A 21,565-nucleotide genomic window follows, 5' to 3' on the forward strand; every position below is an offset into this window, starting at 1 on the left:
TTTTTTTTTAAGTCTGGTCCTTTTAAATGTCTTGCAATGGACAGTGGGTTTTTTATTGGTTTTGCTCCGGTTAAGTTGTTTGCACTGCTTGGACGATGTTTTGTCGTCTGGTTATCCTGTGTAATAACGGAGTTTTATCATGAATACAGTTGAAAGGTTTTCGGCAGAAAACCATCTGAGTGAAATCAATAAACTCAGGTACGGCCTGGAAGGTTTGCTGGGTGCACTACCGTCGTTCAAATCGCTTTTGCAGGATCTGGTGTTAAAAGAACTTCAACAGTTATCACCGAATATTTATATCAGCAAAACGTACATTACCGCCCAGCGTCCAGAGATTGCGAATCCACAACCGACCGGGTTGTTGATGGACGTGTTCATGCAGTGCCTGGTGTCCGGCAATGCGCCCGTCTATGACGCCAGTCTGTACGGCGTCTACGATTGGCCTGACTCCACGGATGAAGAAGACCGGATTCACGGGCTGGATGTAGTAGCCGTCGGTTCGTTGATCGGTAATGTGCTGGGATCGCTGGCGCAGAAGTACACGCCTTTGCTGGCGCAATACTGGGCTGCTTCTTCGGGAAAGGACGGCTTGGGGCGTGATCTGGCTTCGCGCAGTCTTCAGCTGCAGGATGTCTATGCAGCGCTGTTCTGGCAGGAATTTGGCGCAACGGTGCAGATGCAAGGCGTCAGGCCGGAGGTAGAGGAAAGCTATGCAATTTACATCAGGGGCACGTCCCTGACTCCGGCCTACAGTATTTCACTGCAACTGGGAAACGGTCGATTCGCAACGCTGGCCGGCTGCTTTGTCACGTACCTCACGGGGCGCTCTATCCCCGAACTGGTTCTGGACGATGACGAATGGGTTGTCCTCTACACTTCCGTGAACGGCCTGGAAACATTCCGCACGCCCGCCTTGATGCATCAAACGTTGCAGCAACGCCTGGGCAATGCAGAAACCCGGGCACAACTGCTCAGGAGCGTTTCACAGGAAGATGCCGAGCAGGTCGGCAGCGTTCCGGATATCCGTTACCTGAACATTCAAGGCGAAATCTTCCAGACCCTCACCGCCCAGCTTCTTGATAAACAAATGCGTGACGTTGCTTACTTTCTTCGCCGGTTACAGGTGCCGGGCGGGGATCGGCCTGCTCTCGTGCGTTCGGTCGAGAGCGCCCATCAGCAGCAGGCGGTCATCGACGCTGCCAGGGGACGGGTCGCCAGACTACTGGCCCTGATGAAACGAAACGCCCGGCCGCAATGGTTGAAGGATGCCACTGCCAACCATCAGGAAGTATTCGCTTCTCTGGAAAAGGAACTGCTCAGAGGGCAGGTGAACCTGCATGAGGCCTTGGGAGGGGTATCTTCTTTTCAGGACTACGTGCGCGGAGTCGTCGAAACCCACATCAGCGCGGGCGATACCCGGCGAGTGGACCCTGATACTGTCTGGGTAAAAGTGGAATATTCTTTGCGCATTGGCACGCGGCGTATTGAACATGTCGAGCGTAAAACCCTGACTCAGTTGTTCATGTACGGCGTGCATGACACGGCGGCTCCCTACACGATCAAGCTCGAAGCCTTTCACAACAATCCTCGACTGACAGCTTCGAATATCGAACTCGCCATCCGCCAGTTTGATCTGCGTGTGCAATATGCCAATCAGCGCAATCAGCGTTTCGCACAGGCGCGGATTCGCGAAGCCATGCGCGAAGTCCTGGGGCAGGAAATTGCGCTCAGCCACTTCGCCGCCGTCCTGCAAAAACACATCGGCCCGCAAGGGCAGAATTTGGTGCAGCGGTATCTGCATGGCGATTCGGGAGTCGAAGCGTTTGGCGTTGCGTTTCGTCAAGACTACAAGCCGTTCAAGGACATGATTGCGTTTCGTGCAAGGGGTGCTGCGCCAGACCTCCAGTTACATGTGCTGTATGCGCCGGGTGCCCCGACCGGGCAGCAATGGTACGAATTCTCCGATCTGACCGGATTGAAACGACAGTTCATCTCCTGGGGTTTCGAGCCACGTGATCGTGAGTTCCTGACCGCTCAGGCTTTCAGCAAGGATCGCGCTGCCTTCGTGAAAGACGAGCTCTCTTATGTCGAGCCACGCCCTGTGTTTCATCCGGGGTGGTGGGGGCGCGTCACCTTGGTCGAGTGGACTCGGGGGCGCGGTGAAGGGCCACTGATGGGGGCCATCCATGAAATCATCGATTGGGAAATCGCTGAGGAACAGGTGGCCACGCCCGTTTGGTACAGGAATGCGGCGTCGGGGGATCGCGAGATGCTTACCCGAGTGAACACGGATTTCAAGGCGCTCTACGAACTGTCGAAAGACGAGCTGAATATCCCCACGCTGGTTTCTTATTCGCGAGACCAGGTGATGGAACGGTTAAACAGTCACCTGCGTCGTTCTGACCCGAACCACCCCTTGATCGATCCTGATCGCGTTAATGTCAAGGTGAAAGGGCAGGACTGGATGACGCTTACCCAGCTCTTCATTCAATGGCAGCTTTGGCCTGGTGATGATCAGGTGGCATTCGTCTCCAGGGATGGTTCTTCACTGGGAAATCTGAATGCGACGGTCGTCAAATCGTTGATCGGTTTGCGGCCGGGCATGATGTATGAGTGGCATCTGGTCGACCGTTTCGCCAACGGTCCGTCGCTGGATCTCAAGGCGAAGCTGTTCTGCAAGCTCAAGCAGAACGAAATGCTCAGGGCCGCATTGATCCAGAAGATGCAGGGCTCTCTGTCCTCCGAGCAGTTCAACTGGCTGACGGGACTGGTCGATGGGCTCGATCATGACCGTCCTCATCAACTGGAACCGTTCAAGTCGGGCACTACCCCGCAGGAGGGTATCTACGAGCTGAATCTTGAAGGGCGCCGCATCGAGGGCGCTTATACGTTTGGACGGCGGGTGGCAGGGAGGCTGCAGCTGCTGGTCTATATTCCGAAGGCTCCGGACGGGCTGAGTTTCCGCCCGCTCGAATCCTTGACACTGGGGCTCAAGGACGCCGACCTGGGAAATCACGTCATTGCACTGACCAGGCTCGAACATAGGGGTGTCGTACAGAACTTTGTCATTCGCTGCCAAAAAGCTTCAGGCGCTCTCCCGGTCCCTGCGTTGAACAACAGTTATGCCGTGACTCATTTCAAGTTCGAATTCGACAGCATGATTTCCCGTGTGCTCAGCGACGTTGACTATCAAACCACCACACCTGCCGAGCGATTCTGGAACACGGTCATGGTGATCACCGAGCTTGCGGTGGATATCGTCTCGCTGTTTGTCCCGCCGGTGGGATTGGTGAGCAGCATCGTGCGCATCACACGTTCGATCGTCCAGGGCATCGTTGCCTACAGTCTGGGAGATGACAAAGCCGGCAAGAACCATCTCGCCTCGGCGTGGAGAAGCTCCATTCTCTTGTATGTGGGAATTGTGGCAGGCGTTGGCGGATCTGTTTCGGCGGTGGGGCTGCTGTCGCGAGTCAAGGATATTTCCGAGATCGTGTCGACCGTGACCGGGGTGCCGGTGGGGATTGGTTATGTCACCGCCGTGGCTTCTCCCTACGTGATCGCGGACAGTAAAACCCGAATCATCGGCTGACCCCTTGCCTCGTCAATCTGGCTGATAACCCATCCGCCAACTCACGGCCCGCGTCGCAGCCAATAACCGCTGCGCCGCCGGGCCGTTTTCGTCGGCGTGGAACAACGATGTCGGGCCGACGATGGTCAATACCGCCGCGACCTGCCCGAGGGCGTTGAACACCGGTGCCGACAGGGCATCGACGCCTGGCATCAGCAAGCCGTGGACATGATGCAGACCGCGTTCGCGGATCTGTTCGCACAATGCCTCATAAGCTTTTTCGTCCGCCAGCGGATGGCCGCCGACGGCGATTTCCTGTTCGCGCAATTCATCGGTCTCCCGATGCGGCAGGTAGGCGCCGAACACCAGACCGGTGGAGGAACTGAGCAACGGCAATACCGAGCCCAGTTGCGTCACCACCGTCACCGCGCGCACCGCCGGTTCGATGTGCACCACGGTTGCGCCCTGATTACCCCACACCGCCAGGAAACAGGTTTCGTTGAGTTCGTCGCGCAGCTCGGCCAGCGGCAGGGCGGCGACTTTCAGCACGTCCATACTGTTGAGTGCGGCCAGGCCCACGCGCAGCGCTTCGCGGCCGAGGCCGTAGTGGTTGGTGGCGGTGTTCTGTTCGGCAAAGCCCGAGGCAATCAAGGCCTGCAGATAACGGTGAACCTTGCTCGCCGGCATCTGCACATGTTCGGCCAGGCGCGACAGCGAAGTGGACGGTGACAACTCGGCCAGGGCCTTGAGGATGTCGGTGCCGACTTCGGCGGAGCGGACTTTCTGTTTGCCGTTGCTGTCGCTGGTTTTTTCCATGGTGCTGCCGTGTCCCGGAACGAATGGGCGTCTTTATAGCTTGACGCTCGATAGCGAGCAAATTACGTTATGCGTAATTGAATTACGATAAAAATAACCCCGGCGTGCCAAGACCTCCGATCCAGAGCGTCCGGCCATGCCGACTCCCTGTTCAGGAGGCTCCATGAACCTCGATTCAGCTCTGGCTTACCAGTCCGGTTTCGGCAACGAATTCAGCTCCGAAGCGTTGCCCGGCGCGCTGCCCGTCGGCCAGAACTCTCCGCAGAAAGCCCCGTACGGTCTGTACACCGAACTGTTCTCCGGCACCGCATTCACCATGACCCGCAGCGAAGCGCGGCGCACGTGGATGTACCGGATCCAGCCGTCGGCCAATCACCCGGCATTCGTTAAACTGGAGCGGCAATTGGCGGGCGGCCCGTTAGGTGAAGTGACCCCCAATCGCCTGCGCTGGAACCCGCTGGAGATCCCGGCCGAACCGACCGATTTCATCGACGGTCTGGTGAGCATGGCGGCCAATTCCGGCGCCGAAAAACCGGGCGGCATCAGCATCTATCACTATTGCGCCAATCGCTCGATGGAGCGCGTTTTTTTTAATGCCGATGGCGAGCTGCTGCTGGTGCCGCAACTCGGGCGCCTGCGCATCGCCACCGAACTGGGTGTACTGGAAGTGGCGCCGCTGGAAATCGCCGTGCTGCCACGAGGCCTGAAATTCCGTGTCGAACTTCTCGACCCGCAAGCGCGCGGTTACGTCGCCGAGAACCATGGCGCGCCGTTGCGTCTTCCGGATCTGGGACCGATTGGCAGCAACGGTCTGGCCAATCCACGGGATTTCCTGACCCCGGTCGCCGCCTACGAAAACCTGCAACAACCGACCACCCTGGTGCAGAAGTTCCTCGGCCAGTTGTGGGGCACCGAACTCAATCACTCGCCGCTGAACGTGGTCGCCTGGCACGGCAACAACGTGCCGTACAAATATGACCTGCGCCGCTTCAACACCATCGGCACCCTCAGTTTCGATCACCCGGATCCGTCGATCTTCACCGTGCTGACCTCGCCGACCAGCGTCCACGGTCTGGCCAACCTCGACTTCGTGATCTTCCCGCCGCGCTGGATGGTGGCCGAGAACACCTTCCGTCCGCCGTGGTTCCACCGCAACCTGATGAACGAATTCATGGGCCTGATCCAGGGCGAGTACGACGCCAAGGCCGAAGGCTTTGTGCCCGGTGGCGCGTCCCTGCACAGCTGCATGAGCGCCCACGGCCCGGACGGCGAGACTTGCACCAAAGCCATCAACGCGGACCTCAAACCGGCGAAGATCGACAACACCATGGCCTTCATGTTCGAGACCAGCCAGGTACTGCGCCCAAGCCGTTTTGCCCTCGACTGTCCGCAACTGCAATCCACTTACGACGCCTGCTGGGCCACGCTGCCCGCCACGTTCGACCCGACCCGGAGATAACCCATGACTCAGAATTCCATCACCCGCAGTTGGGTCGCTTCGGCCAACGACCACACCGAATTCCCGCTGCAGAACCTGCCGCTGGGCGTGTTCAGCATCGACGGCTCGGCACCGCGCGCGGGCGTGGCGATTGGCGAACACATCTTCGATCTGCAAGTGGCGCTGGAGGCCGGTCTGTTTGATGGCGTCGCGCGCAGTGCTGTCGAAGCCATGCGCGGCGGTCAGTTGAACGCGTTCTTCGAACTCGGCCGCGACGCCCGCGTTGCCTTGCGCGAACGTCTGCTGGAACTGTTCAGCGAGGGCAGCACTCATCGCGGCAACATTGAAGCCCAGGGCGTGAAGCTGCTGCCGCTGGCTGCCGATTGCCAACTGCACCTGCCGGCGCGCATCAGTGACTACACCGACTTCTATGTCGGCATCGAGCACGCGCAAAACGTCGGCAAACTGTTCCGCCCGGACAATCCCCTGCTGCCGAACTACAAACACGTGCCGATCGGCTACCACGGTCGTGCCTCCACCGTGCGCGCTTCCGGTGCCGACGTGCGCCGCCCGAAAGGTCAGACTCTGCCAGCCGGTGCGACCGAGCCGACCTTCGGCCCGTGCGCGCGGCTGGACTACGAGCTGGAACTGGGGATCTGGATCGGTCAGGGCAACGAGATGGGCGAGCCGATCGCCATTGGTGACGCCGCCGAGCACATCGCCGGTTTCTGCCTGCTGAACGATTGGTCGGCCCGTGACATCCAGGCCTGGGAATACCAGCCGCTCGGCCCGTTCCTGTCCAAGAGCTTCATCACCAGTGTCTCGCCATGGGTGGTGACCGCCGAAGCGCTGGCGCCATTCCGCACCGCGCAACCGGCGCGTCCGCAAGGCGATCCGCAGCCGCTGCCGTACCTGCTCGACAAACGCGATCAGGAGGGCGGTGGTTTCGACATCGAGCTGGAAGTGCTGCTGCTCACCGAGAAAATGCGCGAACAGAACCTGCCCGCCCATCGCCTGACCCTGAGCAACACCCGCTATATGTACTGGACCGTCGCGCAAATGGTCGCGCACCACAGCGTCAACGGCTGCCAGTTGCAGGCCGGTGACCTGTTCGGTTCGGGCACCTTGTCCGGCCCTGAAAACGGTCAGTTCGGCAGCCTGCTGGAAATCACCGAGGGCGGTAAAAAGCCGATCGAACTGGCCTCCGGTGAAGTGCGCAAATTCCTTGAAGACGGCGACGAAATCATCCTGCGCGCCCGCTGCGCCCGCGAAGGTTTTGCTTCGATCGGCTTCGGCGAATGCCGTGGCACCGTGCTGGCGGCGCGCTGACAGGAGCGGCTCATGGATCTCTACACCTATTACCGTTCCACCTCGTCGTACCGGGTGCGGATCGCGCTGGCACTCAAGGGCCTCGACTACCAGGCGTTGCCGGTCAACCTGATCGCACCGCCCGGTGGCGAGCATCGGCAACCGGTGTACCTGGCGATCAATCCCCAGGGCCGGGTGCCGGCGCTGCGCACTGACGAAGGCAAGTTGCTGATTCAGTCACCGGCGATCATCGAGTATCTGGAGGAACGTTATCCACAGGTGCCGTTGCTGCCCGAAGACCTTGTTGCCCGCGCCCAGGTGCGCGGCGTTGCGGCGGTGATCGGCTGCGATGTGCATCCGTTGCACAACGTCAGCGTGCTCAATCGCCTGCGCGGTCTGGGGCATGACGAGCCGCAGGTCAACGAGTGGATCGGCCACTGGATCAGTCAGGGGCTGGCGACGGTGGAGCAGTTGATCGGCGACAGCGGCTTCTGTTTCGGCGAGTGGCCGTGCGTGGCGGACGTTTACCTGATTCCGCAGTTGTACGCGGCCGAGCGGTTCAACGTATCGCTGGAGGCGTATCCACGGATTCGTCGGGTGGCCGCATTGGCCGCTGAGCATCCGGCGTTCATTGCAGCGCATCCGGCGAATCAGCCGGACACGCCGTAACCCCTGTGGGAGCGAGCCTGCTCGCGATAGCGGTATCTCTGTCACATTGATCGTGGATGTGCCGCCGTCATCGCGAGCAGGCTCGCTCCCACAAGGCTCTCGTTGCGGCACCAAAAATCATAAAAACAAAACAGGTACCTTGCGATGCACAACCAGATTGCCAGCTTCCGGGCGGCACTCGACGCCCGTCCTGTGTCCCGCTTTCAGTGGTTGCTCCTGATGCTTCTCGCCTTGCTGCTGGTTACCGACGGCTATGACGCCCAGGTGCTCGGTTACGTGGTGCCGGCGCTGGCGCAGGACTGGGGCCTGGAAAAGTCCGCATTCGGCCCGGTGTTCAGCGCCAACCTGCTGGGGCTGACCCTCGGCTCCCTTGCTGTGACGCCGCTGGCCGACCGCTTCGGCGTTCGACGGATTCTGCTCGCCTGTGTGCTGATCTATGCCAGTCTCACCGTGCTGATGGTGTTCGCCGATTCCCTGAATACCCTGATGATCGCGCGCTTCATCTGCGGCATCGGCATGGGCGGTGCGATGCCCAGCGCCATGGCGTTGATGTCGGAATATTCGCCGCCACGCCTGCGCACGCTGATGGTGACGCTGGCGGCCTGCGGTTTTTCCTTCGGCGGGGCGGCGGGTGGTTTTGTCGCGGCGGGTTTTATCGACCGCTTCGGCTGGCAAGCGGTGTTCCTTGCCGGTGGTGTCACGCCGCTGCTGTTGTTTCCGTTTCTCTGGTGGATGCTGCCGGAATCCTTGCCTCGGCTGCTGCGTGACGCTCCACCGTATGCGCGCCTGCGCAAGGTCACCGCGCGGATGCTGCCGGACTGGCAACCGCCCGCCGCATCGGTTGAGCAGAACGAACGCGAGCAGGGCAGCAAACTGACCGTGGTGGAGTTGTTCCGCAACGGTTACGCCCGCCCGACCTTGCTGATCTGGGCCACGTTTTTCGTCAGCCTGATCCTGCTGTATTTCATGATCAGCTGGCTGCCGTCGCTGCTGCTGGAAAGTGGCCTGAAGCTCAACGAAGCGAACCTGGTGACGTCAATGTTCCTGTTCGCCGGCACACTCGGCGCAATCTGCATGGCGTGGTTCGCCGACCGGTTGAAAAGCAAGGTGAGGCTGCTGTCCGGTGTGCTGGCTGGCGCGGCGCTGTGCACGATCCTGCTGGGCCTGAATCACGACAACCCGCGCTATCTGGTGGCCTGTGTGTTCGCGGCAGGGTTCTGCATCATCGGCGGGCAACTGACGCTCAATGCGTTCGCCAGCAATTTCTATCCGGCCCACGTGCGCGCCACCGGCACCGGTTGGGCGCTGGGAGTAGGGCGCTTCGGCTCGATTCTCGGGCCGCTGTTCGGCAGCCTGTTGCTGGCAATGCACATTCCGGTGGAGCAGATTTTCTTCTTCTGCGCGATTCCGGCAGTGATTGCGGCGTTGCTGATCATTCAGGTGCGTTCGCCAGCCACTGCCCTGCTCAGTGGACGACTGAGTTCGGCGGCAGATGCCCCAGCCGTTCCGTCAGGCGAAGTCGCTGAATCGGGTCGTCACTGAGCAATAGCGCGTGCTCCAGATCGAAACGCTCGGCGTTCGGGCAATCGAGGCGCTGGTACAGACTGGCCCGGGCCAGATAGTCGGCGGCGCTGGCGTTACCCAGTTCGAGCACGCGCTCGGCATCGATCAACGCGGCGATGAAGTCGTCGTGGGTCAGGTGCAACTGGCGCAGGTTGCGTGACAGGCGCTGAAGCATCTGCACCGGTTCGGCAGTCAGCAGATGGTCAGCGCTGAGTTTCATCTGGTGGCCGTACTGGCGGTGCAGCAGTTCGCGGCAGTCGTTTGGATACAGACGTCGTCCGCCGCACGGATCGAGCAGGTGATCGGCCCCGGGCACCTTGAGCAGGAAATGCCCGGGGAAGTTCACCCCGACCAGCGGAATCTCCAGGCCACGGGCCAGTTCCAGAGCGATCAGTGCCAGCGCCAGCGGCTGGCCGCGTCGGGTCTGCATGACTTTGTTCACCATTGCGGCCTGTGGGCGCAGCGGTATGAAATCATCTTGCGCGAAGCCCAGATCGGTCATCCGCCGCAACAACGGTTGCGCCAGCTCGCTGACCGGCAGCAACGGCAATCCATAGCTGACCCGCTGTTGCAGCTCCTTGAAGTCCTGCAGCAGTGCTTCGGGATCGACTTGTTTGTCGTGTTCGGCGGCCATCCACAACGCGGCTTCGAACAGCGCGGGCGGTGAACGGTGCAGACATTCGAAAAAACGTTGGCGCGGACTCATCTCAATCTCCGGGGCATGCCTCGTTTTAGCCCCGTCTTTGCCATTCGTCCAGTGCCGGGCCGCTCTGCCATCGGGTTATGCCACAACCCGGTGATCAGTGGCGGCGCTTATTCCGGCGCGCTTCAGCAATTTTCAGGCGCAAGCCTATACTGGCGTCTACCAGAAGTGATTCGGGAGCCTGCCGATGTTCGCTCTCATGCAAAGCACTCGCCTGGAATCGCTGCACCTTAGCGTTGATCCGGTGTCCGGATTGAAGGCGGTCATTGCCATTCATAACAGTCGCCTCGGGCCTGCCCTGGGCGGGTGTCGTTATCTTGCCTACCCGAACGACGAATCCGCAGTCGAGGACGCCATACGCCTGGCCCAGGGTATGAGCTACAAGGCTGCACTGGCCGGTCTCGCCCAGGGTGGCGGGGTGGCCGTGATCGTGCGGCCGGCCCATGTGGAAAACCGCGCCGCACTGTTCGAGGCGTTCGGCCGTTGCATCGATCAGCTCGACGGGCGCTACATCACCGCCATCGACAGCGGCACTTCGGTGGCGGACATGGACTGCATCGCCCAGCAGACCCAGCATGTCACCAGCACCACCTCGGCCGGCGACCCCGCGCCGCATGCGGCGATGGGTGTGTTCACCGGGATTCGCGCCACGGCCATGGCGCGGCTGGGCAGCGACAATCTCGAAGGCTTGCGCGTGGCGATCCAGGGACTGGGCAATGTTGGTTATGCCCTCGCTGAACAGTTGCACGCAGCCGGTGCCGAGCTGTTGGTCAGCGACATCGATCACGGCAAGGTGCAACTGGCGATGGAGCAGCTCAACGCCCATCCGATTGCCAACGACGCTTTGCTCAGTACGCCGTGCGACATCCTCGCGCCGTGCGGCCTCGGCGGGGTGCTCAACAGTCATTCGGTCACCCAGTTGCGCTGCTCGGCGGTAGCGGGTTCGGCCAACAATCAGCTGACGCATCTGGACGTCGCCGATCAACTGGAACGGCGCGGCATCCTGTATGCGCCGGATTACGTGATCAATGCCGGCGGGCTGATTTACGTTTCCCTCAAGCATCGGGGCGACGAACTGACAACCATCACCGCGCACCTGTCGAAGATCAGTTCGCGCCTGACCGAAGTCTTCGCCCACGCCCAGGCGGAAAAACGTTCACCCGCGCGGGTGGCAGACGAGCTGGCGGAAAAGGTGTTGTACCGCTGAGGTTTGTCCGGACATGAAAAAGCCCCTGAGTCTTTCAACTCAGGGGCTATTCAATTCAGAGGCTTCAATTCAGATGCCGATTACTTCGCAGCCTTCGCCGCTTTTGCAGGTTTGGCTGGCGCTTCTGCCGGTTCGGCCACTTCGGCCGTTTCGGTCGCCACAACCGGTGCCGCCGGTGCGTTGATCAGCTCCGACAGGGCATCAGGCTGGCTCTTGAACGCCCGGGCGAACACATCGCGGTTCTTCGCCATGAAGATCCCGACTTCTTCCACTTGCTGCTCGCTCAACGAAGGAACGGCTTTTTCCAGCACTTCGGCCAACAGTTCGGCCAGTTCGAGCATTTTGTCATGACGGTCAGCTTCGGCTTTATCCATGAACAAGCGCTCCAGATCTCGGCTGCTGCGGTATACCACTTCGACGGCCATTCACCACCTCACATGCCTTCACATTAAGTTATCTTTGCGACTACTGTATCTATATACAGAGAAAAGGATAAGCGAATCCCTGCGCTTTGGGTAGTGGCTTTTCAATGTAGACCGGATTCGGATTTTGTCAGCCCGACGTCTGCGCACAGGTGCGACCAAACGCCACGGCGCAGGTTTCGCGGCGGCTCGCCATGATGGCGTGGCCTCTTTTCTGCATGCATCTGCGTACGTGCGCAATAACCGTCACGTCCAGCAAGCAACATCCGCTCGAACCGGGCTAAGGAACCTTCATCGTGAAAATCAACTGGGCCGAGAAACTGCGGCAAAACGTGCATCAACTGGCCGAGTCCCTGGGCAACCTTTTCGTCGAGACTTTCCACTACCTGGCGCTGTTCGCCATTGGTGCGGTAACCGCATGGGCGGCGGTGATGGAGTTTCTCGGGATGCTCGAGGAAGGGCACATCAAGATCGATGACATTCTGTTGCTGTTCATCTATCTGGAACTGGGGGCGATGGTCGGGATTTACTTCAAGACCAACCACATGCCGGTGCGCTTCCTGATCTACGTGGCGATCACGGCACTGACGCGACTGCTGATCTCCAACGTCTCGCACCACAATCCGCCGGACATGGGGATCATTTACCTGTGCGGCGGGATTCTGCTGCTCGCATTCTCGATCTTGGTGGTGCGTTACGCCTCGTCGCAATTCCCTTCGGTGAAGATCGAGAACCCGCACCGCAAGATCGGCACGGGCTCCAGTGAACACCCGGAAGTAGAGAAGGGCGAACTCTAAAGGCCCGCGGCTGGCCGGGGCTGGTGCTTGACCCCGCGCGGTGGCGGAGCGATTCCGTCGCCGCGTGTCATGGCATCAAGGATCGCCATGGCGCTGTGGCCCTGTTCGATGGCGATGCCGAACTGAATGCTTTGCACCAGGCGTTTGAGGCGCTTGGGGTCATTGCGCTGTTCGGCGCTGATCATCCGTTTGGCGACGATCCGCCCGCTTTTGGAGAGGGTCAGCATGATGCTGCCGTCCAGCCCCTGAATGCTCAGGTTGATCTGATAGTCCGGCGCGAAGGCATCGGTAATGATCTGAAAAGGATTGTCCATGATGCGTCACCGCCTGATTGAACGTGCAGTTGTTGACCGGCCTTGATCGGGTTGGTTCGCCAAACCTGACCATCGGCCTTTCCGTGGTCCTGTCTCCTTCAGCGATGTAGCAAGGGACATGCCGGGAATATTGTCGAACAATGAATCCGGCCAAAAAGAAGGCGAGCACCTGGCTCGCCTTCTTCGTTTGCGGCCCGTTTCAGGGCAGAACCGAGTAGATGATCGCAGACAGTGCAATCAGGCCGATCAGCACCACGAACACGTTGGATGCCTGGCCCGAATACTGGCGCAAGGCTGGCACACGGCGGATGGCGTACATCGGCATCAGGAACAGCAGGCAGGCAATCACCGGCCCTCCGAGGGTTTCGATCATGCCGAGGATGCTCGGGTTGAAGGTCGCCACGGCCCAGCAGCTGAGGATCATGAACAGCGCGGTCGCACGGTTCAGCCAGCTCGCCGACATCACCCGGCCACGGCTGCGCAGGCTTTTGACGATCATGCCCTGGAAGCCTTCGCTGGCGCCGATGTAATGGCCGAGGAAGGACTTGGTGATCGCCACCAACGCAATCAGCGGCGCAGCGTAAGCGATGACCGGGGTCTGGAAGTGGTTGGCCAGGTACGACAGGATCGAGATGTTCTGCGCCTTGGCCGCTGCCAGATCCGCCGGCGACAGCGCCAGCACGCAACTGAAGCAGAAGAACATCACCGTGACGACCATCATGCCGTGAGCCATGGCTAGGATGCCGCTGCTCTTGCGTTCGGACTGCTCGCCGTAGCGCTGTTTCTGCTCGACGGCGAACGCGGAAATGATCGGCGAATGGTTGAACGAGAACACCATCACCGGGATCGCCAGCCACAGGGTCTTGAGGAACACCGACATTTCCATCGGTTCTTGAGCACTGGCGAAGAATGCGCCGTTCCAGTTCGGAATCAGGCTGATGCCGAGCAACAGCAGCGCGGCGACGAACGGGTAGACCAGCACGCTCATGGCTTTGACGATCACGCTCTGACCGCAGCGGACGATGGCCATCAGACCGAGGATCAGCGCCAGCGACAGCACCGCGCGTGGCGGTGGGGCGATGTGCAATTGATGTTCGAGGAAGCTGCCGAGGGTGTTGGTCAGCGCCACGCTGTACACCAGCAGGATCGGGAAGATCGCGAAGAAATACAGCAGCGTGATCAGTTTGCCGGCGCCGATGCCGAAGTGTTCTTCCACCACTTCAGTGATGTCACCGGAGCGGCCCGAGAGCACGAAGCGGGTCAGGCCCCGGTGCGCGAAGAAGGTCATCGGGAACGCCAGCAACGCCAGGATCAGCAACGGCCAGAAGCCGCCAACACCGGCGTTGATCGGCAGGAACAAGGTGCCGGCACCAATGGCCGTGCCATACAGGCCGAGCATCCAGGTGGTGTCGAATTTGCTCCAGCCCTTGTGGGCGGTTTCGGTATTGCGTGTGCGGTCTATAGCGGGATTTTCGGCAGCGGGTGTGCGTACATCGGTCATCGTTTTTGCCTCGTTATTATTCTTGCTCGGGCTCACGTGTTACGGGCGGTCAGGGAGTGCTCCTCAGCACTCCACCCAGCTCACGGCCAGGCCGCCCCGTGAAGTCTCTTTGTATTTGTCATGCATGTCGGCGCCGGTATCGCGCATGGTGCGGATCACCCGGTCGAGAGAAATGAAGTGTTTGCCGTCGCCGCGCAGGGCCATTTGTGTAGCGTTGATCGCCTTTACCGCAGCGATGGCATTGCGCTCGATGCACGGCACCTGCACGAGGCCGCCGACCGGGTCGCAGGTCAGACCGAGGTTGTGTTCCAGGCCGATTTCGGCGGCGTTTTCCAGTTGCTCCGGGGTGGCGCCGAGCACATCGGCCAGACCCGCAGCGGCCATGGCGCAGGCAGAGCCGACTTCGCCCTGGCAGCCGACTTCGGCGCCGGAGATCGAAGCGTTTTTCTTGCACAGGATGCCGACCGCTGCCGCGCCCAGGAAGAACGCAACCACGTCGTCGTCCGACGCATCCGGATTGAATTTCATGTAGTAGTGCAGAACGGCCGGGATGATCCCGGCGGCACCGTTGGTCGGCGCGGTCACCATGCGCCCGCCGGCGGCGTTCTCTTCGTTGACGGCGAGGGCGAACAGGTTGACCCACTCCATCGCCGACAGGGTCGAACTGATGACGTTCGGCTTGCCGATTTCCAGCAGGCTGCGGTGCAATTTCGCCGCACGACGCGGCACATTCAGACCGCCGGGCAGGATGCCCTCGTGGCGCAAGCCTTGCTCGACGCATTCGCGCATCACCGACCAGATGTGCAGCAGGCCCTGGCGGATCTCGGCGTCGCTGCGCCAGGCCCGTTCGTTGGCCATCATCAGTTCGGACACCCGCAGGTTGTGCTGCTTGCACAGCGTCAGCAGTTCGACGGCGCTGGAGAATTCGTAAGGCAACTCGACGTCGCCGGCCGGCGCTGCGCCGGATTCGGCTTCGGCCGCTTCGATGATGAAACCGCCGCCGACCGAGTAGTACGTCTGCTCGAACAATTGGCCGGATGCACCGAAGGCTGTCAGCGACATGGCGTTGGGGTGGTAGGGCAGGCTCTCGTCCAGCAGCAGGAGATCGTGCTGCCAGTTGAAGGTGATCGAGCGTTTACCGGCCAGAGAGAGTTGGCCGGTCTCGCGCACTTGCTGGATGCGCGGCTCGATGGTCGACGGATCGATGCTGTCCGGCCATTCGCCCATCAAGCCCATGACCGTTGCGCGGTCGGTGGCATGGCCGACGCCGGTGGCCGAAAGCGAGCCATATAAGCGGATTTCCACCCGCTGCACATCGTTCAGCAAATGCTGATCGATCAATGCCTGGGCGAAGGTCGCGGCAGCGCGCATCGGGCCGACGGTGTGGGAACTGGACGGACCGATGCCGACTTTGAATAGATCGAAAACACTGATAGCCATGCTAAACCCTTACAAGCAATGGAGTAGGAATCGCTGCCATTTTTTGTAGGACAAGCGCAATGTCGGCGATACTGCCTACCTCGCTTCAACGTGACTAACGAAACTTCCTAAGTAAGCCTTTAGCAGGACTAAACCATGAGTCGTCAATTGCATGCCCAGACTTACGTCTGGCTGCAGGTGTTTTCCTGTGCCGCGCGGCACTTGTCATTCACCCGCTGTGCCGAGGAACTGCACATCACGCCGGGGGCTGTGAGTCAGCAAATCCGACAGCTGGAAGAGCGACTGGGGTTTCGCCTGTTTCATCGCCGTGCGCGGGGCGTGGAGTTGAGCGCGGAAGGGCAGCGACTGGCGATCACGGTCAACGAGGCTTACGGCAGCATCGACGCGGAATTGCGACGGCTGGATGCGGGGATGATCAGCGGGATTCTGCGAGTGCGCTCGATTCCGTCGTTCCTCAGCAAATGGCTGACCCCGCGCTTGCCACGCCTGCAACAGCGTTACCCGGACATCCAGTTGCGGCTGGTGGCCGAGGACAGCAGCGTGCCGTTGCATGAAGGGGATTTTGACCTGGCCATCGACCTGAACGACGGCAGTTATCCGGGACTGTTATCCACAGCCTTGCTCGACGAGCAGATTTTCCCGGTGTGCGCGCCGGGCCTGCTGCGCGGACGGCCGCCGCTGCACGGGCCGGCGGATCTGGTGCATTTTCCGCTGCTGCACGACATCACCGCCTGGCGCGGCAGCTATGAATACGCGGAGTGGGAGTTTTATCTCAATGCCATCGGTTTCGAGGGCGCGGATGTGCGGCGCGGGCACACGTTCAATCGCAACCACCTGACCATCGAAGCGGCGATTGCCGGCATGGGCGTGGCGATTGCCCGGCGCACGTTGCTCAACGACGAGCTGGAGCGGGGGACGTTGATCGTGCCGTTCGGGATTTCGGTGCCCAATCACAAGCGCTATGTATTGCTTTATGCGCCGGGGGCCCTGAGCCATCCGGGCGTGCGGGCGGTGCATGACTGGCTGGTGGAAGAGGCGGGGATTTTTCGCAGCCTGCACCCGTTGGGTGATGGCCAATTGTGAGCAGATTTTTCGGAGGGGCGGGGCGACCCAACTCCCGACCTTACCAGCGCTTTACTCGGTTGTCCGGCTTTTTTTGCGAATGAATATTTATCTTTTTTAAGGGGTTGAAATGTTCGTCCGGCGGGCCGATTGTTGTAATCAAGAGGTCACGAAATCCTGTTCCAGGCCTCTTGCGAGCTAGCTGAAATAAGGGATGAACTATGCAAATCCAAGTCAACAGCGACAACCATATTCAAAGCAGCAAACGACTGGAGGAGTGGGTACGAACCACAATTGAGAGCACGCTCGACCGTTATGAGGAAGACCTGACCCGTGTCGAAGTCCATCTGAGCGACGAGAACGGTGACAAACCAGGTCCTCATGATTTGCGCTGCCAACTGGAAGCGCGGCCAAAAGGCCATCAACCGATTTCCGTCACCCACAAGGCCGATTCGCTGGAACAGGCGATCGATGGTGCAGCCGAAAAACTGGAGCACGCGCTGGAGCACCTGTTTGGCAAATTGCGCGGCAAACCGCGAGCCGCTGTGGTGCCATTCACAAGCAAAGCCAATGACAAGCTGTTGGCGGAAGAGTTTGACGAGAACGAACAGGCAGCGATCAACAGTTGATACGCTGATTTTCCAAGCCACCCAATGAGAAAGGGCCTGCAATTGCAGGCCCTTTCTGTTTTCAGCAGGGATCAGAAAGCAACGGAGGTCTGCACGTACACCGTGCGCGGCTCACCGACATACTTGCCCTTGTTGTTGTCATCGAAAGAACGGGTGAAGTACTGGGTGTTGAAGATGTTCTTCACCCCCACCGCCACGTTCAGGTCCGACAGCTGCGGGCCGAAGTCATAACCGGCGCGGCTGCTGAACAGCATGTAACCGGGGATCTTGCCGGTGCTGCCGTCGGCGCTTTCTTTCGAGGTGTTGGCGTTGTCGGCGAACTGGTCGCTCTGGAAGCTGCTGTCCAGGTTCAGTTTCCACGGCCCTTCGGTGTAACCGACGCCGATCGTGCCTTTGTGTTTTGACGAGAACGGCACACGATTGCCCTTGTTCGGCCCATCTTCGCGGATGGTTGCGTCGACATAGGCGTAAGTGGCATAGACATCGAAGCCGGCCAGCGCCGGGCTCAAGTCGTCGAGAGCGTAATTGACGCTGGTCTCGATGCCCTGATGCCGGGTTTCGCCACGGGCGATTACCGAATCATTGGTCTGGTTGCTTTCGTACTGGTTGTCGAAGTTGATCAGGAATGCGCCGATCTCCGCTCGCAGCGCACCGTTGTCGTAACGGGTGCCGAGTTCCCAGGTGCGGGCCTTCTCCGGTTTCACTTCGCCGCTGCTGACGCGGTTGGGCATCTGGCTGTATTGCACGCTACCGAACGAACCTTCGGTGTTGGCGTACAGGTTCCAGCTGTCGGACAGGTGATACAGCACGTTCAGCGCCGGCAGCGCGGTGTTGTAGTCACCCTTGTATTTGACGTTGGTCAGATTGTTTGTCTGCTGCGACTCGATCATCTCGTAGCGCACGCCCGGGGTAATGGTCCACTTGCCGATGTCGATCCGGTCATCGACGAAAAATGCATTGGCTTCCGTGCCGCCACGGGTGTCGCGGTCATTGCGGCTGTTGGTGGTCGGATACTCGTTGCTGGCAATCGGGGTGCGATAGCGCAGTTCGTGGCCGGCTTCGTTGATGTAGCGATAACCGACGCCGACTTCATGGCTGGTGGCGCCGAGGTCGAAGCCTTGAGCGAAGCGGGTTTCCAGACCGCGCACCCAATACTCGCGCGGCGACAGCGACAGGAACGTGCCCTGATCCAGGTAACCGCTGCGCAGGGTCTTGGTGAAGAAGGTATTGGCGGTGAACTCGCGGCGATCTTCCTGATAGCGATAGCCGAAATTGAACATCGTGCGACGGCCCCAGAACTGGTCTTTAGGCCGGGTCGACTGGTACGGATCGGCATCGTAATCGGCGACATTCAGACCGCCGGGCATGTCGGCCTTGCCTTCGTAATACTGGGCCATGGCGTTGAAACTGTTGGCCTCGTCGAGCTGGTATTTGCCCTTGAGGATCAGGTCGTCGATTTCCGTATCGCTGTGTTCGCGCCAGTCGCCACCGCGAGTGCCGGAGTACAGCAACGCGCCGCCCAGACCGTTGGCATTGGTGCCGCCGGCCAGCAGGTTGGCGCTGGTCTTGAAGCCGTCATGGCTGGACGATGGACTGGTTTCAGACTGGAAACCGCCCTTGACGGTCGGCTCGTCCGGAATCGCCCGGGTCACGAAGTTGACCACGCCACCGACGTTCTGCGGGCCGTATCGCACGGCGCCGCCACCACGCACCACGTCCACGGCGTCCATGTTGCCCATGCTGATCGGCGCGAACGACAACTGCGGCTGACCGTAAGGCGCGAACGGCACGGGAATGCCGTCCATCAATACGGTCGAACGTGCAGCCAGGCGCGGGTTGAGACCGCGAATACCGAAGTTCAGCGCCATGTCGTGGCTGCCGGTGCCGTTGTTTTCCGGCGCGTTGACGCCGGGAATGCGGTTGAGCACGTCACGGGCCTGGGTCGCGCCCTGGCGCTCGAACTCTTCGCGGCGGATCACGTCACGGGCACCGGGATGTTCGAAGACGTTGACCTGCGCAGCCTCACCCAGCCAGTCGCCGACCACTTTCGAGGTGTCCAGCTCCAGGGCGCTGTCGTTCGACGGTTGCAGGCTGAAGGCATTGCCACCCTCGGCGCGGGCTTGCAGGCCGGTGCCTTCGAGCAGCGCATTCAGACCTTGTTCCGCTGTGTAGTTGCCTTCCAGACCACGGCTTTGCACACCGCTGGTGACTTGCGAGCCGAACGAGATCAGTACACCGGCTTCACGGCCGAACTGGTTGAGGGCGTTTTCCAACGACGACGGGGCGATGTGATAAGCCTTGGTTTCGGCAGCCTGCGCAAGGGGCAGAGCGCTGAAGCTCAGGCTGGCGCCGAGAACGAGGTTGCGCAGGGTTCGGGCCAGCGGCGTGAGGCGGGTGGGGTGCATGGAGGACGGTCCTGAGAAGGTTGAATCAAGGGGGCTTTCCTTCTCTGTCACGCCAGATCTGAAAAACGGCTCATTTATTTTTGCAGGGGACGCGGAGCGTCCCGGGGCTGCATTCCCACGCGGACGGTTCGACACCTCGACGTGAGAACGATCAGGCTTTAGCTTCGACCGTCACCCAGTAACGGGTAAAGCGCCTCACTTTTACCGGCAGGCTGATTTCCAGCAGGTCGAGAATCCGCTCGCTGTCGTCCAGTGGATAAGTCCCGGAAATCAGCACGTCAGCCACTTTCGCATCGCAATGGAGCTGCCCGCGCCGGTAGCGACCGAGTTCATCGAGGAAGTCGCCCAGACGCATGTGCGCGGCCACCAGCATGCCGTCGGCCCAGGCGCCGCTGTTGGCGTCCAGCGGTTTTGCCACGCTGACGCCGGTGGTGCTGAAACTCAGTTGTCGGGCGACCGGCAGCAGCATCGGCGCGCGACCTTGTGCGTTCAATTCGACCCGACCTTCAAACAGTGCAATCTGCGTGCGGTCGGCAAACTGACGCACGTTGATCCGTGCGCCCTGGGTTTTCAGCACGCCTTGGGCGGTTTGCACGTCGAAGGATTGCGTGGCGGTCAGCAGCATTTCGCCTTCGAGCAGACGGATCAAACCATCGCCCCGGACATCCGCCGCGCTGGCGGTGTTGAGTTGCAACTGGCCGTCGGCGCCGAGCGAGATCTTGCGCCGCTGACCAATCGGGCTGCGGTAATCGGCCAGCAGCGATGGCAACGGATTGTGCTCGCGCATGCCCCAGGTGACCGCCGAACCGGCGCCGAGAATCAGCAACAACTTCAGCGCCTGACGACGGCTGCCGGACTTCGGCGCATTCAGTGCGGCGTGGGCCAGTGGCGACGACAACCCGCGCAACCGCGAATTGACCCGCTGAATGTGCTCCCACGCGCGGCGGTGTTCGCTGTGGGCATCGATCCATTGCTGCCAGGCTTGTTGCTGGCGCGGGTTCAACGGGCCTTGCTGCATTTCCAGCAACCAGTGCACCGCCTGTTCGGCGACCTGCGCGGAAAAATCCATCGACGGGTTCACAGGGCGAAGTAGCAGCGCATCGCTGCCTTGTTCAGATGACGTTTGACCGTGGCCACGGAAATGCCCAGTTCGGCGGCGATCTGCGGATAAGTCAGGCCATCGACCTGCGCCAGCAGAAATGCGCGTTTGACGACGCGCGGCAGGCCATCAAGCAACTGATCCAGCTCCATCAGGGTTTGCAGGATGATGGCTTTCTCTTCTTCCGAAGGCGCAACCATTTCCGGTATCTGCGCGAGCGTGTCGAGGTAGGCGCGCTCCAGGTCCTGGCGGCGGTAATGGTTGAACAGCACGCGCTTGGCCAGGGTGGTGAGGAATGCGCGCGGTTCGATAATCACTGGCGGCTCGCGGGCGGTCAGCACCCGGATGAAGGTGTCCTGAGCGAGATCGGCGGCGCTGTCCGGGCAGCCGAGTTTGCGCCGCAGCCAGCCGGTGAGCCAACTGTGGTGGGCCTGATAGAGCGATTCGACAGGATGGGCGGACGGCAACGGCATCACTCCGGGCGCATGCAGGATGCGTTAGAGAACAAGAATGGTTCGCATTGTAGGGCTGCGGAGGGTGCCCGGCAATCAGACTCTTTTGCGTATGAGAATATTTATCATTAATATTGCTCGCCTGTCGTTCGGCGTCTTGGTCGGACGTTAA

Annotated in this window: 17 protein-coding genes and 1 pseudogene; 9 read left to right on the forward strand and 9 right to left on the reverse strand. The window is 60.5% G+C overall.

All coding sequences use genetic code 11. From position 1 onward, the window contains the following. Positions 1–139: 139 nt before the first annotated feature. On the forward strand, positions 140–3,589 hold the full coding sequence (locus CAF76_RS15210) for a dermonecrotic toxin domain-containing protein (protein WP_085647707.1): 3,450 nt from the start codon (positions 140–142) through the stop codon (positions 3,587–3,589). A gap of 12 nt (positions 3,590–3,601) precedes the next feature. On the opposite strand, the gene CAF76_RS15215 is transcribed toward CAF76_RS15210, so the two are convergent. Then, the gene (locus CAF76_RS15215; protein WP_085647708.1) at positions 3,602–4,384 is read right to left on the reverse strand and encodes an IclR family transcriptional regulator; all 783 of its coding nucleotides are present in this window, start codon (positions 4,382–4,384) and stop codon (positions 3,602–3,604) included. 163 nt (positions 4,385–4,547) lie between these two features. Here CAF76_RS15215 and hmgA point away from each other — a divergent pair, with 163 nt between their 5' ends. The 4 genes from hmgA to CAF76_RS15235 all read left to right on the forward strand — a co-directional run bounded on the left by hmgA (position 4,548) and on the right by CAF76_RS15235 (position 9,341). Then, a complete protein-coding gene (gene hmgA, locus CAF76_RS15220; protein WP_085647709.1) occupies positions 4,548–5,843 on the forward strand; it encodes a homogentisate 1,2-dioxygenase in 1,296 nt (431 codons plus the stop codon). A gap of 3 nt (positions 5,844–5,846) precedes the next feature. Continuing rightward, positions 5,847–7,151 carry a fumarylacetoacetase gene (fahA, locus tag CAF76_RS15225; RefSeq protein ID WP_085647710.1) on the forward strand — a complete coding sequence of 435 codons (1,305 nt, stop codon included), beginning with the start codon at positions 5,847–5,849 and terminating at the stop codon, positions 7,149–7,151. 12 nt (positions 7,152–7,163) lie between these two features. Then, positions 7,164–7,799, forward strand: coding sequence for a maleylacetoacetate isomerase (gene maiA, locus CAF76_RS15230; protein WP_085647711.1), 636 nt, complete (start codon positions 7,164–7,166; stop codon positions 7,797–7,799). A 144-nt stretch (positions 7,800–7,943) separates the two neighbouring features. Continuing rightward, entirely contained in the window at positions 7,944–9,341 is a 1,398-nt protein-coding gene (locus tag CAF76_RS15235) for an aromatic acid/H+ symport family MFS transporter (protein WP_085647712.1), read from the forward strand. Here the strand turns inward: CAF76_RS15235 and CAF76_RS15240 are convergent. Continuing rightward, entirely contained in the window at positions 9,265–10,068 is an 804-nt protein-coding gene (locus CAF76_RS15240; protein ID WP_085647713.1) for a SirB1 family protein, read from the reverse strand. The two genes, CAF76_RS15235 and CAF76_RS15240, sit on opposite strands and share 77 nt — an antisense overlap. Positions 10,069–10,252: 184 nt before the next feature. Between CAF76_RS15240 and CAF76_RS15245 the strand changes: the two genes are divergently transcribed. Then, positions 10,253–11,272, forward strand: a complete 1,020-nt coding sequence (locus CAF76_RS15245) for a Glu/Leu/Phe/Val dehydrogenase dimerization domain-containing protein (protein WP_064593472.1) — start codon at positions 10,253–10,255, stop codon at positions 11,270–11,272. A gap of 167 nt (positions 11,273–11,439) precedes the next feature. Here CAF76_RS15245 and CAF76_RS15250 read toward each other — a convergent pair. Then, positions 11,440–11,697 (reverse strand): annotated as a pseudogene (locus CAF76_RS15250) (YebG family protein); the annotation flags it as partial. Positions 11,698–11,990: 293 nt separating this feature from the next. On the opposite strand from CAF76_RS15250, the gene CAF76_RS15255 reads away from it, so the two are divergent. After that, the gene (locus CAF76_RS15255) at positions 11,991–12,491 is read left to right on the forward strand and encodes a phosphate-starvation-inducible protein PsiE (protein WP_007957255.1); all 501 of its coding nucleotides are present in this window, start codon (positions 11,991–11,993) and stop codon (positions 12,489–12,491) included. On the opposite strand, the gene CAF76_RS15260 is transcribed toward CAF76_RS15255, so the two are convergent. From CAF76_RS15260 to CAF76_RS15270, 3 genes are all read right to left on the reverse strand, one after another. Continuing rightward, entirely contained in the window at positions 12,488–12,805 is a 318-nt protein-coding gene (locus CAF76_RS15260; RefSeq protein WP_085647714.1) for a DUF3509 domain-containing protein, read from the reverse strand. The genes CAF76_RS15255 and CAF76_RS15260 overlap by 4 nt on opposite strands. A gap of 199 nt (positions 12,806–13,004) precedes the next feature. Then, entirely contained in the window at positions 13,005–14,306 is a 1,302-nt protein-coding gene (locus tag CAF76_RS15265) for an HAAAP family serine/threonine permease (protein WP_085647715.1), read from the reverse strand. A gap of 63 nt (positions 14,307–14,369) precedes the next feature. Continuing rightward, positions 14,370–15,746 (reverse strand): L-serine ammonia-lyase, encoded by a 1,377-nt coding sequence (locus CAF76_RS15270; protein ID WP_085647716.1) that lies wholly within the window; start codon positions 15,744–15,746, stop codon positions 14,370–14,372. Positions 15,747–15,881: 135 nt separating this feature from the next. On the opposite strand from CAF76_RS15270, the gene CAF76_RS15275 reads away from it, so the two are divergent. Both CAF76_RS15275 and CAF76_RS15280 read left to right on the forward strand, forming a co-directional pair. Continuing rightward, positions 15,882–16,829, forward strand: coding sequence for a LysR substrate-binding domain-containing protein (locus CAF76_RS15275; protein WP_011332523.1), 948 nt, complete (start codon positions 15,882–15,884; stop codon positions 16,827–16,829). Positions 16,830–17,029: 200 nt separating this feature from the next. Further along, positions 17,030–17,437 carry an HPF/RaiA family ribosome-associated protein gene (locus CAF76_RS15280; protein ID WP_011332524.1) on the forward strand — a complete coding sequence of 136 codons (408 nt, stop codon included), beginning with the start codon at positions 17,030–17,032 and terminating at the stop codon, positions 17,435–17,437. Positions 17,438–17,508: 71 nt separating this feature from the next. Here CAF76_RS15280 and fecA read toward each other — a convergent pair whose 3' ends face one another. The 3 genes from fecA to CAF76_RS15295 all read right to left on the reverse strand — a co-directional run bounded on the left by fecA (position 17,509) and on the right by CAF76_RS15295 (position 21,408). Continuing rightward, a complete protein-coding gene (gene fecA, locus CAF76_RS15285; RefSeq protein ID WP_085647717.1) occupies positions 17,509–19,842 on the reverse strand; it encodes a TonB-dependent Fe(3+) dicitrate receptor FecA in 2,334 nt (777 codons plus the stop codon). Positions 19,843–19,993: 151 nt separating this feature from the next. Further along, complete coding sequence (locus tag CAF76_RS15290) at positions 19,994–20,923, reverse strand: DUF4880 domain-containing protein (protein ID WP_085647718.1); 930 nt, start codon at positions 20,921–20,923, stop codon at positions 19,994–19,996. Beyond that, complete coding sequence (locus CAF76_RS15295) at positions 20,920–21,408, reverse strand: sigma-70 family RNA polymerase sigma factor (RefSeq protein ID WP_064600677.1); 489 nt, start codon at positions 21,406–21,408, stop codon at positions 20,920–20,922. Before CAF76_RS15295 ends, CAF76_RS15290 begins: the two co-directional genes overlap by 4 nt. Positions 21,409–21,565: the final 157 nt, after the last annotated feature.

Source organism: Pseudomonas sp. B40(2017), assembly GCF_002112855.1.
Taxonomy (GTDB): domain Bacteria; phylum Pseudomonadota; class Gammaproteobacteria; order Pseudomonadales; family Pseudomonadaceae; genus Aquipseudomonas; species Aquipseudomonas pharyngis.